The organism is Haloferax sp. Atlit-10N (genome assembly GCF_003586325.1).
GTDB classification, from domain to species: domain Archaea; phylum Halobacteriota; class Halobacteria; order Halobacteriales; family Haloferacaceae; genus Haloferax; species Haloferax prahovense.
In genome coordinates this window covers 15863-30376 of sequence record NZ_PSYX01000002.1, presented here as the reverse complement: position 1 = coordinate 30376, position 14514 = coordinate 15863, and the positions used below count along the sequence as shown (strand labels likewise).

Annotated in this window: 15 protein-coding genes; 5 read left to right on the top strand and 10 right to left on the bottom strand. The window is 67.4% G+C overall.

Going from position 1 to position 14514, the window contains the following annotated elements; genetic code table 11:
• The 9 genes from C5B91_RS07235 to C5B91_RS07195 form a co-directional block, all read right to left on the bottom strand.
• Positions 1-918, bottom strand: a complete 918-nt coding sequence (locus tag C5B91_RS07235) for a DUF1177 domain-containing protein (RefSeq protein ID WP_049967374.1) — start codon at positions 916-918, stop codon at positions 1-3.
• Between the two features lie 8 nt (positions 919-926).
• Positions 927-2096, bottom strand: coding sequence for a DUF917 family protein (locus C5B91_RS07230; RefSeq protein WP_008096658.1), 1170 nt, complete (start codon positions 2094-2096; stop codon positions 927-929).
• Positions 2093-2455, bottom strand: coding sequence for a hypothetical protein (locus tag C5B91_RS07225; protein ID WP_008096659.1), 363 nt, complete (start codon positions 2453-2455; stop codon positions 2093-2095). The genes C5B91_RS07230 and C5B91_RS07225 overlap by 4 nt, the downstream gene beginning before the upstream one ends.
• Entirely contained in the window at positions 2452-3516 is a 1065-nt protein-coding gene (locus tag C5B91_RS07220) for an ABC transporter ATP-binding protein (protein WP_008096661.1), read from the bottom strand. Before C5B91_RS07220 ends, C5B91_RS07225 begins: the two co-directional genes overlap by 4 nt.
• Complete coding sequence (locus C5B91_RS07215) at positions 3513-4637, bottom strand: ABC transporter ATP-binding protein (protein ID WP_115819771.1); 1125 nt, start codon at positions 4635-4637, stop codon at positions 3513-3515. Before C5B91_RS07215 ends, C5B91_RS07220 begins: the two co-directional genes overlap by 4 nt.
• Position 4638: 1 nt before the next feature.
• Positions 4639-5544 carry an ABC transporter permease gene (locus tag C5B91_RS07210; protein WP_004976505.1) on the bottom strand — a complete coding sequence of 302 codons (906 nt, stop codon included), beginning with the start codon at positions 5542-5544 and terminating at the stop codon, positions 4639-4641.
• 2 nt (positions 5545-5546) lie between these two features.
• Positions 5547-6566: an ABC transporter permease gene (locus tag C5B91_RS07205; RefSeq protein WP_008096667.1), complete on the bottom strand. Its 1020-nt coding sequence runs from the start codon at positions 6564-6566 to the stop codon at positions 5547-5549.
• A gap of 51 nt (positions 6567-6617) precedes the next feature.
• On the bottom strand, positions 6618-8306 hold the full coding sequence (locus C5B91_RS07200) for an ABC transporter substrate-binding protein (RefSeq protein WP_008096668.1): 1689 nt from the start codon (positions 8304-8306) through the stop codon (positions 6618-6620).
• Between the two features lie 303 nt (positions 8307-8609).
• Positions 8610-9092: a hypothetical protein gene (locus C5B91_RS07195; protein ID WP_115819772.1), complete on the bottom strand. Its 483-nt coding sequence runs from the start codon at positions 9090-9092 to the stop codon at positions 8610-8612.
• Between the two features lie 192 nt (positions 9093-9284).
• On the opposite strand from C5B91_RS07195, the gene C5B91_RS07190 reads away from it, so the two are divergent.
• Entirely contained in the window at positions 9285-9824 is a 540-nt protein-coding gene (locus C5B91_RS07190; RefSeq protein WP_004976509.1) for an Lrp/AsnC family transcriptional regulator, read from the top strand.
• A 181-nt stretch (positions 9825-10005) separates the two neighbouring features.
• Complete coding sequence (locus C5B91_RS07185) at positions 10006-10965, top strand: hypothetical protein (RefSeq protein ID WP_115819773.1); 960 nt, start codon at positions 10006-10008, stop codon at positions 10963-10965.
• A gap of 57 nt (positions 10966-11022) precedes the next feature.
• Here the strand turns inward: C5B91_RS07185 and C5B91_RS07180 are convergent, their stop codons facing one another.
• Positions 11023-12024, bottom strand: a complete 1002-nt coding sequence (locus C5B91_RS07180) for a lysylphosphatidylglycerol synthase transmembrane domain-containing protein (RefSeq protein ID WP_008096674.1) — start codon at positions 12022-12024, stop codon at positions 11023-11025.
• 146 nt (positions 12025-12170) lie between these two features.
• On the opposite strand from C5B91_RS07180, the gene fer reads away from it, so the two are divergent.
• The 3 genes from fer to C5B91_RS07165 all read left to right on the top strand — a co-directional run bounded on the left by fer (position 12171) and on the right by C5B91_RS07165 (position 14469).
• The gene (fer, locus tag C5B91_RS07175) at positions 12171-12935 is read left to right on the top strand and encodes a ferredoxin Fer (RefSeq protein ID WP_115819774.1); all 765 of its coding nucleotides are present in this window, start codon (positions 12171-12173) and stop codon (positions 12933-12935) included.
• Positions 12936-13048: 113 nt separating this feature from the next.
• The gene (locus C5B91_RS07170) at positions 13049-13648 is read left to right on the top strand and encodes a hypothetical protein (RefSeq protein WP_049967368.1); all 600 of its coding nucleotides are present in this window, start codon (positions 13049-13051) and stop codon (positions 13646-13648) included.
• Positions 13642-14469 (top strand): hypothetical protein, encoded by an 828-nt coding sequence (locus tag C5B91_RS07165; RefSeq protein WP_008096680.1) that lies wholly within the window; start codon positions 13642-13644, stop codon positions 14467-14469. Before C5B91_RS07170 ends, C5B91_RS07165 begins: the two co-directional genes overlap by 7 nt.
• Positions 14470-14514: the final 45 nt, after the last annotated feature.

The following is a 14514-nucleotide window of genomic DNA, read 5'->3' as shown; positions in this document are numbered from 1 at the left end:
TCAGACGCCCTCGCCGAGCGTCTGGAGGCGGCCCATCGAGCCGTACAGCGACGTGAGTCGGTCGTACTCGGTCTCGTCGTAGAACGACGCGCGGCCGCGGGTGAAGTCCTTGGCCGTCTCGACGACGAACCCGGTCGCGTCGAGCAGGTCGGTGAGGTAGTTCGCGCCGGTCCCGCAGCCGGGGACGGGCGAGACGCTCGTCGTCGCCACGCCCACGACGGGCGCGTCGGTCGCCGTCGCCGGCTGGAGGATGCTGTTGATGTGGTGCACGTCGTTGCCGTAGGGGGTGATGTCCTGCATCGTGAGCGTGAGCGTGCTCGGTGGGCGGCCGGTCGACCGCTCTTGGATGTCGAGGAGGCTGTCGCTCACCTTCAGCACCCACCCCTCCTTGACGGTCGGCGTGATGGCGAAGCCGCGCTCGCAGTGGACGCGGTTGCCCTTCGTGGCGTCGACGGAGACGACGGCGTCCATCTCCTCGTCCACCTCGTGTTCGTTCATGGTGCTCGTATCGACCGGACTGCCCATGAAGGGCACCGGGTCGTGGGGGGAGGTCGGCGCGTCGGGACAGACGTGCGTGGCGATGCGAACGTCGCCGGCGAGCACGTCGCCGCGGGCGCGCATCTCGCCGAGGTGGAGCGCGACCGCGAGGGCCACGATGGCCCCGTCGGCGTCGGAGACCGGGCCGAGTTCGGCCGGCCGGGCGGCGACCCCGCCGAGGCGACCGATGACGCCGAGCGTCGGCGCGTCCCGGTCGGCCCCGGGGACGACCGTCTTGACGAAGTCGGTCGACCCCTCGTCGGTCGAGATGGTCGTCACTTCCGTGTCGAGACCGTACGTTTCGAGTGCGTCGCGTACCAGTTCGCCGTCCGCGTCGGGACGGCTGAGGATGTCGTAGGCTTGCTGAATCTTGTCGAACATGAGTTGGGTTAGTTGAATACGTGTGATTTGACCGCTTTTCCGACCGCCTGTTCCACCGGGTCGAAGAGCGCCGGGTCGGCCATCCCCGCGCCCAAAGAGAGGTTCGCCGCGGGCGCGACGACGACCGCAACCGACCGGCCCTCCGCGAGTTCCGCCGTCGAGACGGGCATCCCCGTCTCGGCGTCGAGCGTCGTGATGAGGTCCGGAAACGTCGCGAGGCGCTCGCCGTCGAGTTCGAGCGTCATGTACTCGTTCCAGAAGGTGAGTTCGCGCCCCTCGATTTCGACCTCGCCCACGTCGAAGCCGCCGGTCGTTTCGAGTGCGAACGACTCGACGGGACCGACGAGCGAGACCTCGCCGCCGACGGCGTCGGCGACGCGTTCGGCGGCGTCGCGGCCGTCGTCAGCGAGCCTGACCGCGCGACCGACCGCTTCGGCCTGGTCGTACGTGTCGAGCGCCGCGTTCGCCTCGGCGTAGCTCGCGGGAACCGGGTTGCGGGCGACCGCAACGAGGCCCCCGGCGTCTTCGGCCGCGTGCCGGACGAGCGACGCCGCCGTGCCGAGTTCGGCCTCGACGACCGTCTCCAGTCGGGCCGCGGTGCCCGGCACGCCGCCGACCGCCGCCTGCACCGACTCGGAGTCCTGCGACAGCCCGATAGAGCCCATCGGCCCGGTCGGATGCGCCCGCCCGTTGCAGGCGGCATCGACGAGCGGGAGGCCCGTCACGGCGGACTGGAGCAGCCCGTTCACCGTGGCGAACCCGCCCATCTCGTTCGTCATCAGCGCGCCGACGGTCGTCCCGTCGGCCGCGAGTCTGTCCACCAACAGTTCCACCGCGCGTACGTAGTCCGCGGGGTCGACGTGGCTGTCGGTCGCGGCGGGCGCGCCCACGCCGCTGACGGTCAACACCACGTCCGTCGGGTCGAGGTCGGCGACCGAGACGATTGTCGGCCGCCCGTACTCCACGGCGAGTTCGCCGAACTCGATACCTTTGGCCAGCGAGCCGCCGCCCCCGCCGCCGAGGACCGCGCCGCCGACCGCGACGTCTTCGACCCATTCCGCCGTTATCGTCCGCTCGCCGTCCGTCGGCGCGGGCCCGTCCGTCGGCGCGGGCTGTGCGTCGTCTCTTGGCGCGCTCTGCGTTCCGTCCGTCTGTGTCCGCGTGTCGTCTGTCGTCATTGGGGTTCCTCGGGGGCGTCTGCGTCGTCGGCCGTCACGCTGAGGAAGGCGTTCGGCCGCTGTTTGTCGGCGTTGCGAAGCGTCGCGGTCCCCCGCGCCCGGAGCCGCTTCATGCCCGCCGCGAGCAGGTGGTACGTCTGGTCGCGGCCCATCGATTCGAACAGCCCGTCGGACTTCGCCACCGCCGTGGCGCAGACCTCGTCGTCGCGGCACGGCCGGTCGCAGGCCGAACACGCCGGCTGGGCGGCCTTGAACGCCGCCGGGTCCGACGCGCACGATCGGAGGAGTTCATCGGTCCACGGGCGGTTCCGTCGCGCCCGCCGGAGGGCGGCGAGGCGCGCTGCGCGCTCTGCGGTCATTCCCACTCCGCGCCCTCCTCGAACCGGTCGTCGTGGAGGAAACACCGGGCGACCTGGTCCGGGCCGCGCTCGTACAGTTCGGGCTCCTCGACCGCGCAGGCGTCGAACTCGTGGGCGCAGCGCGAGCGGAAGGCACAGCCGCTCGGCTTCTCCCGCGGGTCCGGCACCTCGCCGTCGAGCGTGATTCGGTCGGGCTTCGCCAGTTCGTCCTCCTCGCTGATGGTCGAGATGGCGGAGAGGAGCGCCCGGCTGTAGGGGTGTTGCGGCGACCCGAACACCGAGTCCACGTCGCCGACCTCGACGAGCCGACCGAGGTACATGACGCCGATGCGGTCGGCGACGTTCTTCAGGAGCGAGAGGTCGTGGGTGATGAACAGGTAGGTGATGCCGAACTCCTCCTGTATCTCCTCGAGGATGTTGATGATTCGGGCCTGCACGCTCACGTCGAGGGCGCTCGTCGGCTCGTCGAGGACGACGAACTTCGGGTTGAGCGCCACGGCGCGGGCGATGCCGACGCGCTGTTTCTGGCCGCCCGAGAGCTGTCCGGGGTAGCGGTACATGAACTCCCGCGGGAGGTCCACCATGTCCAGCAGTTCCTCGACCCGTTCGAGTCGGGCCTCGGAGTCGCCGTAGTCGTGAATCTTCAGGGGGGCCTCGATAATCGACTTGACGCGGTGTCGCGGGTTGAGGCTCGACGCCGGGTCCTGGTGGACGATTTGCATGTTCCGGCGGAACCGCTTGAGCTCGCCGTCGGAGAGGTCGACGACGTTCTGGCCGTCGATTTCGACCCGCCCGCTGGTCGGCTCCGTCAGGCGGAGCATCGACCGGCCGGTCGTCGTCTTGCCGGAGCCCGATTCGCCGACGAGGCCGAACGTCTCGCCCTCCGCGATGGAGAAACTCACGCCGTCGACGGCGCGGACTTCCCCCGCCTTCTTCTGGAAGATGCCCTCGAACAGCGGGAAGTGTTTCTTGAGGTTCTCGACCGAGACCATCGGGTCGTCGAGGTCCCGGTCGGGCTGTGCCGCCGCCGTCGGTTCGGTCGTGTACGCTGAGTCGTTCATTGGTCCGTCCCCCCGTCGGCGGAGATGTCGCCGGGAGCGTCGCCGCCGGTCAGCCACGGCGCAGTGCCGATGTTGACCGGGTCGGTGGCGAGCGATTCGTGACGCTCGCGGGCCGGGAACCCGTCGAACAGGTGACACGCGGTCGCGTGGTCGGGACCGGTCTGCCGCGGGTACGGGTACGCCTCGTGGCAGGCCGCCTCCGCGTGCGGACAGCGGTCGGCGAACCGACAGCCGGCCGGCGGGTTCGTGTAGTCGGGCAGGTGCCCCTCGATGCCGTCGCCGATGCCGGTCGAGAGCGTCGGGATGCTCTCCAACAGCCCGCGGGTGTAGGGGTGCTGGGGGTTCGCAAACAGGTCGGCGGTCGGCGCTTGCTCGACGATTTCGCCCGCGTACATCACGTTGATTCGGTCGCTGACCTCGCGGGCGACCCCGAGGTCGTGGGTGATGTAGAGGACGCTCGTGTCGCGTTCCTCGACGAGTTCGTCGAGGAGGTCGAGCACCTTCGCCTCGGTCGTCACGTCGAGGGCGGTGCCCGGTTCGTCGGCGATGAGCAGGTCCGGCTCCGACAGGAGCGCGATGGCGATGAGGACGCGCTGGCGCATCCCCCCGGAGAGTTCGACCGGGTAGCTCTCGAAGACGCGCTCGGGGGCCGAAATTTCGACCTCGCCGAGCATCTCGATGGCCCGCGTTCTGTGTTCGGCCTTCGCGCCGGTCGACAGCGTGTCGCGGACGAGCTTCGACAGCGACAGGCGCGGTCGCCCCTGCCACTTCAGCACGTCCATCATCTGCTCGCCGACCGTCAAGACGGGGTTGAGACTCGTCATCGGGTCCTGCATTATCATGCTCATCTCCTTGCCGCGCCGCGAGTGGCGCTCGGCGTCGGAGAGGGAAAGCACGTCTTCGCCCTTGTAGCGAATCTCGCCTTCGGGGATGGTCGCCGAGGGGAGCAGTCCCATGATGGATTTCACGGTGACGCTCTTGCCGCAGCCCGTCTCGCCGACGAGCGCCGCGGTCTCGCCGCGGTCGATGCTGAAGTCGATGCCGTTTATCACTTCGGCCGTCCCGTCGTGGGTCTCGAAGTGGACGTGGAGGTTCTTGACCTCCAAGATGGGGTCGGCCATCTCAGTCCACCTCCACGTCGAGCACGTCGCGCAGGCCGTCGCCGATGAAGTTGAACCCGAGGACGGCGAACGAAATCGCCAGCCCGGGGAACACGGCTATCCACCAGAAGCTCGTGACGTAGTTGCGGCCCTGTGCAATCATCGCGCCCCACGTCGGCGTCGGCGGCTGCGCGCCGAGGCCGAGGAACGACAGGCCCGCGCCGACGAGGATGACGAAGCCCATGTCGAGGGTCGCCTTGACCGTGATGGGGCTGACGACGTTCGGGAGAATCTCTTTGAACGTCGTCCGCACCCACCCCGACCCGAGCGCCCGACTCGACTCGATGAACTCGTCTTCCTTTATCGAGAGCACCTCGCCCTGCACCAGGCGGGCGTACCACGACCACCACGAGAAGGCGATGGCGACCATGACGTTGAACAGCGACGCGCCGGTCGCGGCGACCACCGCCATGGCGAGGAGCGTGGGCGGAATGGCGAGGAAGATGTCCGTCACTCGCATGATGACGGTGTTCGTCGTCCCGCCGAGGTAGCCCGCGATGAGCCCGAGCGTCACGCCGATGGAGATGGCGATCGAGAGGACGATGCCGCTCATCAGGAGCGACAAGCGCGCCCCGAACAGGACGCGGCTGAAGATGTCGCGGCCGGTCGTGTCGGTGCCCATCAGGTGCGTCGCGCTCGGTGGCTCGCTCGCCTGGTCGAAGTAGACGCCCGCACCGGCGTGTTCGGGGAACGGCGCGATGTACGGCGCGAGGAGCGCCGCGACGACGAGCGTCAGAATCATCGCCAGTCCGACGAGCGAGAGCTTGTTGCCCGCGAAGGTCCGAAAGCCGCGTTTGAGCTGTCGAATCCGCTCTTTTCGGGCGGCGCTCTCGGTATCGAAAAACGGGAGCGAGGTCTTCGTAGACACGGCTATCCCTCCTCCAGCCGCACCCGCGGGTCGAGGTAGCCGTACAGCAGGTCGACCACGAAGTTGGCGGTCACGAAGCCGATACCGACCACGATGGTGACGCCGACGATGGCGTTGAAGTCCTGATAGAGGATGGCCTGGACGCCGTAGCGCGCCATCCCCGGCCACGCGAAGACGATTTCCACGAGGAACGCGTTCCCGAGGAGGAAGCCGAACGCGAGGCCGACCACCGTGAGTGAACTCGTAAAGGCGTTTTGTAGCATGTACTTGTATTCGATGAGGGCGTTCGGAAGGCCGTAGGCCCGGGCGGCGAGGACGTAGTCCTTGCGCTGCTCGTCGATCATGTCCGAGCGGATGAGCCGCATCACCTGTGCCAGCGTGGCGAGGCCGAGCGCGACGGTCGGCAACAGGAGGTGCGTGGCCGCGTCGAGGAACGTCCCGAACTGGCCGGCGATGAGGCTGTCGACCAGATACAGGTGCGTGACCGCCGGCGGGGGAGCGACGCCGTCGCTGAGCCGCCCCGAGAGGGGCAACAGTCCGAGGCTGACGACGAAGACGATTTGCAGGACGATTGCGACCCAAAACCGCGGCATCGACACGCCGAACAGGGCGGTGATACGCGAGAGGTGGTCCTGCCAGCGGTCCTTGTTGGTTCCGGCGACGACGCCGAACGGAATCGCCAGTAGCACGGCGAAAAACAGCGTGACGACGGTCAGTTCGAGCGTCGCGGGCAGGCGGGCGACGATGTCCGAAAAGACGTTGTTGTTCGTCCGAAGCGACATTCCCCAGTCGCCCTGCACGACGCCGAACAGCCAGTCAGCGTACTGCATCGGCAGCGGCTGGTCGAGGCCCATCTCGGCCCGCAGCGCCGCGACTTGCTGTTGCGTTGCTTCCGGTCCGAGCGCCAACCGAACGGGGTCGCCCGGAATCACACGGGATATCAGGAAGATGAGCACTGACAGCCCGAAGATGACGGGGACCGAGTGGATTGCGCGCCGAACGAGGTAATCTACGTATGACATTGGTGAGTTGGAAAGACGGCCCGAATCGGGGCGTCGAAAGTCGTCGGGTGACTACTTCGCCCGGCCCTCGCCGCTGCGAGTCATGGAGTGGACGTCCCAGTCGAACGACATCACGCCGCGGTACTGCCAGCCCTCGACGTTCTCGTTGATGCCGATGCGGTACGGCGGGTTGGCGATGTAGACGCTCGGCATGCCCTCGACGATGAGCGCCTGCGCCTCCTCGTATGTCTCCAGTCGCGACTGGAGGTCGGAGGTCTGGCGCGCCTCTTCGAGGGTGGCCGCGATTTCGTCGGTGGAGTACCACGACTGGGAGATGTACGACCCGAACGAGGAGGGGTGGTACATCAGGTAGGTGTGGCTGTCCGGCGACGGCATCTTCGCCGTGTGGAAGATGTTCGTCATGTGGGCGGTCGACTCGGCGCTCGTCGCGCGGTCGGTGAGGCGGGCCCACTGCAGCGGGTTGATTTCGAGGTCGATTCCGAGTTCGCTCAGCCCGGCCTGGTTGAGAAGCCCCATCTGGCGCTGGAGTTCGGTCCCGGCGACGACGACGTGTTCGAGGCCGATTTCGTTGATTTCGTCGACGGAGTAGTCCGCCTTGTCGAGGAACTCCTTGGCCTTGTCGAGGTCCTGTTCCATCGGGACGAGGTCGCCGTTGTGGCCCGCCATCTCCCGGGGGACCGGCCCGGCCGCGACGCCGCCGCCGCCGATGATGTCGTTGACGGCGCTGTCATAGTCGAACGCGTAGGCGATGGCCTTCCGGACGTTGATGTCGTCGGTCGGTGCCTTCTGGCAGTTCAGCGGGAAGTGGAACAACTGCAGCTGCGGCACCTCGGGGACGCGGACGTTGGAGTACGAGTCCATCTCGGCGTACGCCTGCGTGCCCATGTACTGGTCGGTCATGTCGCCTTCGCCCTGCTGCATCGTCGTCTTGATGGTGGACTCCTCGGTGATGACCGTCGAGCGGAACGTGTCGAAACTGTCCTCGCTCCAGCCCTTCCAGTAGTCCTCGTAGGCCGACGCCTCGATGGAGTTGCCCTGCTCCCAGTTGTCGAGGACGTACGCGCCGGAGCCGGCGGAGTTGTTCTGGAGGTAGGCGTTGCCGTAGTCGCCGTCGGTCTCGTTTTCTTGGACGACGGTACTGTTGACGATGTAGAACTGGACGAACGTCGCCAGCGCCGGGCCGTACGCCTGATTGAACTCGAAGGCGACCGTCTGCTCGTCGCGGACGGTGATGTTCGAGGGGTCGAGGTAGTCGAGCCAGAACGACGAGTACCCGCGCTGGAGCTCCAGCATCCGGGTGAGCGAGTACGCCACGTCGTCGGCGGTCAGCGGCGTGCCGTCGGAGAACGTCACGTCGTCGCGGACGGTGAACACCCACGTCTTCCCCTCGTCTTCGGTGTCCCAGCTCTCGGCGATGTGCGCCGTCGGCTGGAGCGTCTCGGCGTCGACCGTGATGAGTTCGTCGTAGAGGTTCTGCGCCGCGAGCCCCTGCGTGTAGTCGACCTGCTCTGCGGGGTCGAGCGTCCCGAAGACCTGCCCGGCGACGAAGTGGAAGTCGTTACCGCCGCTCGCGCCGCTTCCGCCGTCGCTCGTCTGTTCGGTCGTCGTCGAGTCGCCACCCGAACTGCCCTCGGTGGTCTCGGTCTGCTGGGTCCCCTGACAACCCGCGAGTGCGACGCTCGTCGCTCCCGCACCCATGAGTTTCAGGAGTTTTCTGCGTTCTATGTTGCCGGTTGGCATGGAGAGTTGTGGATACCCTATTCGTATAAAGCTTTCCTAGTGATTAAACATATCGTCGATAAAAGAAGTTGATTCATCTAATCATGACTTTGTAATAATTATAGAGAGGGCCGAGAACACACAGATATGGACGAATACGCACCATAGAAAGAAATAGAAGCTGATTCTCTTCTACTTCAGTTATCTAAGAACAGATATGCACAGTCAAAAGTGGTAGTAGTGGACAGTAGTCGGCGCGACAATCACGGGACGTCGCGGCGAGCGCGGCCGAGGACGAGACGGAATCGACGCCGCCGCGAACAGTTATTCCGGGAGAAACAAGGCGGGTTCGGTGTGTCGGAACGAGCAACGACGGGTGTCCCCCAGGTCGCTCACCGTCGTCCGAATCTCGGGTTCGGTCCGAAGCGTTTCGACGAACGAGCGGTCGGTTCCAGGGTCGTAAAACACGGGGTAGAGGACCGCTTGCATCGTTTCTTCCGATTTCACGACGACGACGAAGATTCGAACGTTCGTGTCGCGGGCGCGGTAGACCTCGAACTGGTCGAACGCCGTGTCAGGCTCTGAAACGGTCGAGTAGAGCGTTTTGAGCTCCGAATCCGGGACGAGGAGCCGAAACCCGGCGTCGGCGGCCGCCGCCGCGTCCGTCGTGGCGACGTCTCCCGGATGAAGAACGAGCGTCTCCCAGCCCGAATCTTCGAGTTCCGCCGAAACCTCGTCGATCTCGGTGAGGATATCAGCCCAATCGGCGAGGGCCTTGTTCGTTCGGTTGATTTTTCCGCGTACCATGCCGACACCCTCCGAGAACGCGGAGTAAAAGTGTTTGGGGACAGAGATCCGCGTTCCACCGACGGCCTGCGATTCCGGTCGTCGGCCGCGCCGTTGAGAGTAAACGATTCGTTCACACTTTGTATCCGATTCGGAGATTTTGAAGAAACATTCATATATATGAAGCTAAGCGGTATAACCGTGAGAATAGCAATGCCCGATTCGCAGGAGTGGATAGAGGACCCGCGCGTTGTCGAACTTCTCGAAGACCGGATGGACAAGAAGGACTATCTCATCTTCCGCGAACTGAACAAGGACGGGCGAATCTCGGACACGGAGCTCGCCGACCGCGTCGGACTCTCTCGGACGGCCGCGCGGCGGCGCCGCAAGATGCTCCAAGAGGACGGCATTCTGGAAATCTTCGCGCTGTTGGTCTTTCGGGCGGCCGACTACCCCTACGCCGAGGTCCACATCTCGTACGACAAGGGCTCCACGAACGACGAAATTACGGCGTTCATCGAACGGCTCCTCGACGAGGGGCTGGTCTACGAGGTCGCGGAGTGCATCGGCGAGTACGACCTGCTGATTCGCGTCTGGCAGTCCTCTTTGAGCAGTATCAACAGCTACGTCCGCGAACTCCTGCAGGACAGCGACGTGGTCGACAGCTACACCATCGTCCCCATCACCGACTCGTACAAGATGTTCCACCGGACGTTCTACAGGCCGGGCGAAGAGGCACCCGACGCGTCGTAACCGGGTCGGGGTCGCCGCGAGCGAGCGTCGGGTCGAGCGTACAGTCGAGAGCCGCCGGTCCTCGTGGGGCCTCCGACCGGCCGAACCAACACGTTTTAGGTTAGCCTAAACAATCTGTCGAGCGAACGACGAACGGACCGCGGCGTCGGCGACGGCCCGCGAACCAACACACAGAGACACTATGGTCGGCACGACACTCACCCAGATTCGGACTCACATCGAATCGCTCGCGAGCGACGACGGGACGTACGAACTCGTCTGCGGACGGACCGGAGAGCGGCCGGTCCCGGTGGACGGGCTCCGGTTCGAGGACCGTTCGACTGCGGAGGCCGCCGCCCGCGCGGCGAGACAGTACCGCTCCGCGCTCCGGCGGTACGACCCGAACGTCCCGTACTACGACCTCATCGTCTCGGAACACGACGACGTTCCGGGCTTCGGCGGCGCGGACGCGACCGCAAAGGGATGGGCGACCGCCGGTGCGACGCCCGGTCTTCCCGAACCGCCCTGCGACCTCGGAACCGACGCGGACGGCCGACCCGAGTGCGCCGGCGGCGGGCGCTCCGAGCGGGTCGAGTTCTGCCACCGGGTCGCGGCGGCGGTGTTCGAGGCGCTCGTGGACGCCGACCATCGGACTGTCGAGACGGCGGTGATGGACGCGTACTTCGACCTCGCGGAGACGATGTCCAGCGCGGACGACCTCTGTCTGCGCCTGTTGGAGAGCATGGCGACGGCGCTCCACGTCCACCTCACGTCGACCGAGCAGGCGGACGTGCTCGAACGCGCCGCCTCGAACCTCTCGTCGCGGCCCGAGTCGGCCGGGGCGCTGGAGGCGACGCTGGCGGAGATGGAGCGACTCGACCTCGTCGGGTCGTACACCTGCTCGTCGTGGCGGCCCGGTCCTGACTCCGGGACGAGGTCCGCGGAATTGACCCTCGAACGGTACGCACTCTCGGCGCGCGAGGGACGGCTTCCGGTGTTACCGGTCGTCCTCGACCTCTACCGCCGGGCGGAGTCGTGGAAGCCGGTCTCCCTGCACGTCACGCCGGCCGATGAAGGCTGGCACGCGACGCTTTCGGTCTCCTCGAAATCGAACGCGGTCGGACTGGCGAGCGTCCCGATTCACGAGCGCGCGGCCGACTGACTCGTTTTTCGTCTCGTCCCCTCGCGCCGACGCGACGGGCGCTCTTTCGACTCCGTCTCAGGCCCGAAAGCCGCGCAGGAACCCGGTGGCGACCCCGCCGCACCCGAGCGACACGAGGAGTTCGAACGTCCGCACGACGAGCACCGCCGCGGCCGCCCCCGCGGCCGGAGCGCCCGTCGTGAGACTAAGCGCGCCAGCGAGGAGCACGTCGTACGCCCCGAGACTTCCCGGGACGGGGACGACGCTCGCCGCCTGCGGGAGCGGGATGACGGCGACAATGGGGAGGAACGCAACGCTCGTGCCGGTCCCGGCGAGCGCGGCCCAGAGCGCGAGCGACGTGAGCAGTTGCTCGAAGACGCCGCTGAGCGCGATGACGCCGAGGAGTTCCGGCGCGTCGCGGAAGTGGACGACGCGCTCCCAAAACCGCTCGACTGCGGCGGCGACGGCGTCGCGGCCGAGCGGCGTCTCACGGGTGAGTCCAGAGACAGCGCGGACGACCGGGGTCAGGACCGCGACGACGACCGCCGAGAGCGCGTCTCGCGCCCAGACGAGCGCGACACCGACGACGAACAGCGCGACGACCGCGCCGGCCAGCGTCACGAGGACGAACCGCGGGGTCGGTGCGTCGAGAAAGAGGACGCCGACGACGGCGACCGAGAGAAGGAGCTGTGCGGCGGATTTGACGTACTTGGCGACGCCGCGGACCCCGAGGGCCTCGCTGTAGCTCGTCTCGGTCGCGACGCCGAAGAACTGCGCCATGATCGGCTCCGAACTCACCGGGCCGGCGGGGCTGAGCACGTCGAAGAAGTCGCCGGCGAACGCGAACTGGACGCTCGCCCGCGGCGAGAGCCCGCCGCGAAGGGGCCGAACCGACGCCCAGACGCCGAGGCCGTCGACGGTCGCCTCGGCGAGCATCAGAACGCAGACGACGCCGACGGCCCACGGGGCGACGGCCGCGACGCGCGAACCGACCTCCTCCGGGCCGACGTACCAGAGGTACGCCGCGAGCGCTCCGATACCGAGCCCCGCGCCGACGGCGAACCGAATCCCGCGTCTCACACCCGAAGGAAGCGAAGCCCGCTACAAAACCGCCGCGACTCGCGGCCGCGTCGGTCGTCGGGGCCTTGCCTCGATTCGAGGACTAAACCACGACGAGACGGCCGGCGGCCGTGGATTTATGCTCGCGAGTTCCTACTAGCCCCGATGTGGACTCCCCGTTCGAGACGCTCGGCATCGACCCGGACGCAGACGAGGACGAACTCGTCGACGCGTACCGTCGGCGGGTGAAATCGGCCCACCCCGACCACGGCGGGTCGGCCGAGGAATTTCAGGCGGTTCGGACGGCCTACGAGGCGATTCGAGCCGGCTATGAACCCGGCGACGAACTCGAACCCGTCGAGACGGACGGCCGTCGCCCGGCCGACGAGGGGGCGAGCCGAAACGGACAGCACGACGCCGGCACCGCCCGAAACGGCGAGACGGGCGACGGGACCGGCGGCGCGGGTTCCGATACCGGGGCCGACCCGGAACCCGAACCCGAACGACGCGGGGCGCGGGTCGAGTTCCTCGACTACGACGTGCTCACCGACCGCGGCTGGTCGCTCGCCGACGACGACCTCTTCGAGAAGGCCGCCGAAAGCGGCCTCGACGGCGACGCCTACGGCGAGGTGTTCGTCGAGCCGCGGACCAACCTCCTGAAGGCCGCCGAGGACGCGGGCCACAGTTGGCCCTTCGCCTGTCGCGGCGGTGCCTGCGCGAACTGCGCGGTGGCGGTCGTCGAAGGCGACGTGAAGATGCCCTCGAACCACATCCTCTCGGAGGAGATGCTGGAACAGGGCGTCCGGCTGTCGTGTATCAGCCTCCCGGTGACCGACGACCTACAGGTCGTCTACAACATCGAACACCTCCCCGGCCTCGACGAACTTCGGCTCCCCCCGCAGCACGCCCGGAAGATGAGCGCGGGCGACTGACCGGAGACCGGCGGCTGGCCCGTCCGACGTGCGCCCCGGCGCGACCTCGGGGTTGTGCGTCACCCGCGCCCCAACGCGGCCGAATTAAGCTCCGATAGCGACCCTACAACGATATGAAAGGAACGCCGACGCGGAGAGACGTCCTTCGGCTCGCGGGCGCGGGCGCCGTGGCGGGAACGGTCGGGCTGGCTGGTTGCCTCGGCGGAAGCGGCGGCGGAACTGTCGACGCCGGGGGTGACGCGACGACGACGGGGGACGGGTCGACCGGAGCGTCGACCGACGAGGGCGCGTGGCGGACGACCGAACTCACTGACGTTCGCACCGGCGAGACGTTCACTATCGAGGGGCTCCTCGACCGACCGATTCTCCTGGAGACGTTCGCGGTGTGGTGTTCGAACTGCCTGCGCCAACAGCGCGAGTTGGTCGAGTTTCACGAGGCCGTCGGCGACGACGTGCTGACGGTCGCGCTCGACATCGACCCCAACGAGGACGCCGAGAAGGTCAGGAAACACGCGGAGGACCACGGCTTCGACTGGCGCTACGCCGTCTCGCCCGAACCGGTCACGAAGACCCTCACCGCCGAGTTCGGCTCGTCGATGGCGAGCGCCCCGGTTGTGCCGATGGTCCGGCTCTGTCCCGACGGGAGCGCGACGCGGCTCAAGGACGGTCACAAGACGACCGCGTTCCTCCGCGAGCGGGTCGACGAGTGCTGACCGACCTCGCGCCACGGCTGTTCGAACTGTTCGTCCTCGGCGTCGGCACCCCGCTCACCGCGGCCTGCGCCCTCCCGCTGTATCCCGGCTTCCTCGCGTACCTCGCGCGGCAGAGTTCGCGGGCGAACGCGGAGTCGCCGTCACCAGCCGGCGGGACCGCCGACGGACGCGGTTCGAGAGGCCGCGGCGACGGGAACGGAGGCGAGGGTGAGGACGGAGACAGAGACGGAGACGGTGGCCTCCCGATAGCCGTCCTCGGCGGCCTCGTCACCGCCGGCGCGGTATCGTTCATGCTCGTCGTCGGCGTCGTGTTCTCGTTCCTCCTCGAACTGTCGCTCACGGCGGTCGTCGAGGTCGTCTCGCCGGCGGCCTTCGGCGTCCTCTTCGTCGTGAGCCTCGCGCTCCTCTTCGACGCGAAGGTGTTCGCGCGGCTCCCCACGGTCGAGCCGCCGGAGACGCGCCACCCGGCGCTGTCGGCGTTCGCCTACGGCTTTTTCTTCGGCGCAATCGTCCTGCCCTGCAACCCCGGCTTCATCGCCCTGTTCTTCGCGCGCGTCCCCGTGCTGTTCGACACCGCCGCCGAGAGCCTCCTCGGGTTCCTCGCGTTCGGCCTCGGCATCGGCGCGCCGCTTCTCGCCTTCGCCCTCGTCTCGGAGCGGTACAGCCGACGGGCGACCCGGTGGTTCGCCCGACACACCACCGCCATCAACCGTGTCACCGGCGCGGTCATGCTCGTCGTCAGCGCCTACTACCTGCTCGTCGTCTTCGACGTGCTCGGCGTCGCGCCCGTCCTCGAATCGCTCCTCGACGGGGTCGTCTGAGCCGGGAACTCGACCGGCGGAGACCGTCGCGAACCCCGGACCCGC

Bases quoted from the DNA above. Each gene is read 5' to 3' on its own strand.
- C5B91_RS07235 (WP_049967374.1), bottom strand. From the start codon at position 918: ATGTTCGACAAGATTCAGCAAGCCTACGACATCCTCAGCCGTCCCGAC.
- C5B91_RS07230 (WP_008096658.1), bottom strand. From the start codon at position 2,096: ATGACGACAGACGACACGCGGACACAGACGGACGGAACGCAGAGCGCG.
- C5B91_RS07225 (WP_008096659.1), bottom strand. From the start codon at position 2,455: ATGACCGCAGAGCGCGCAGCGCGCCTCGCCGCCCTCCGGCGGGCGCGA.
- C5B91_RS07220 (WP_008096661.1), bottom strand. From the start codon at position 3,516: ATGAACGACTCAGCGTACACGACCGAACCGACGGCGGCGGCACAGCCC.
- C5B91_RS07215 (WP_115819771.1), bottom strand. From the start codon at position 4,637: ATGGCCGACCCCATCTTGGAGGTCAAGAACCTCCACGTCCACTTCGAG.
- C5B91_RS07205 (WP_008096667.1), bottom strand. From the start codon at position 6,566: ATGTCATACGTAGATTACCTCGTTCGGCGCGCAATCCACTCGGTCCCC.
- C5B91_RS07200 (WP_008096668.1), bottom strand. From the start codon at position 8,306: ATGCCAACCGGCAACATAGAACGCAGAAAACTCCTGAAACTCATGGGT.
- C5B91_RS07195 (WP_115819772.1), bottom strand. From the start codon at position 9,092: ATGGTACGCGGAAAAATCAACCGAACGAACAAGGCCCTCGCCGATTGG.
- C5B91_RS07190 (WP_004976509.1), top strand. From the start codon at position 9,285: ATGCCCGATTCGCAGGAGTGGATAGAGGACCCGCGCGTTGTCGAACTT.
- C5B91_RS07185 (WP_115819773.1), top strand. From the start codon at position 10,006: ATGGTCGGCACGACACTCACCCAGATTCGGACTCACATCGAATCGCTC.
- C5B91_RS07170 (WP_049967368.1), top strand. From the start codon at position 13,049: ATGAAAGGAACGCCGACGCGGAGAGACGTCCTTCGGCTCGCGGGCGCG.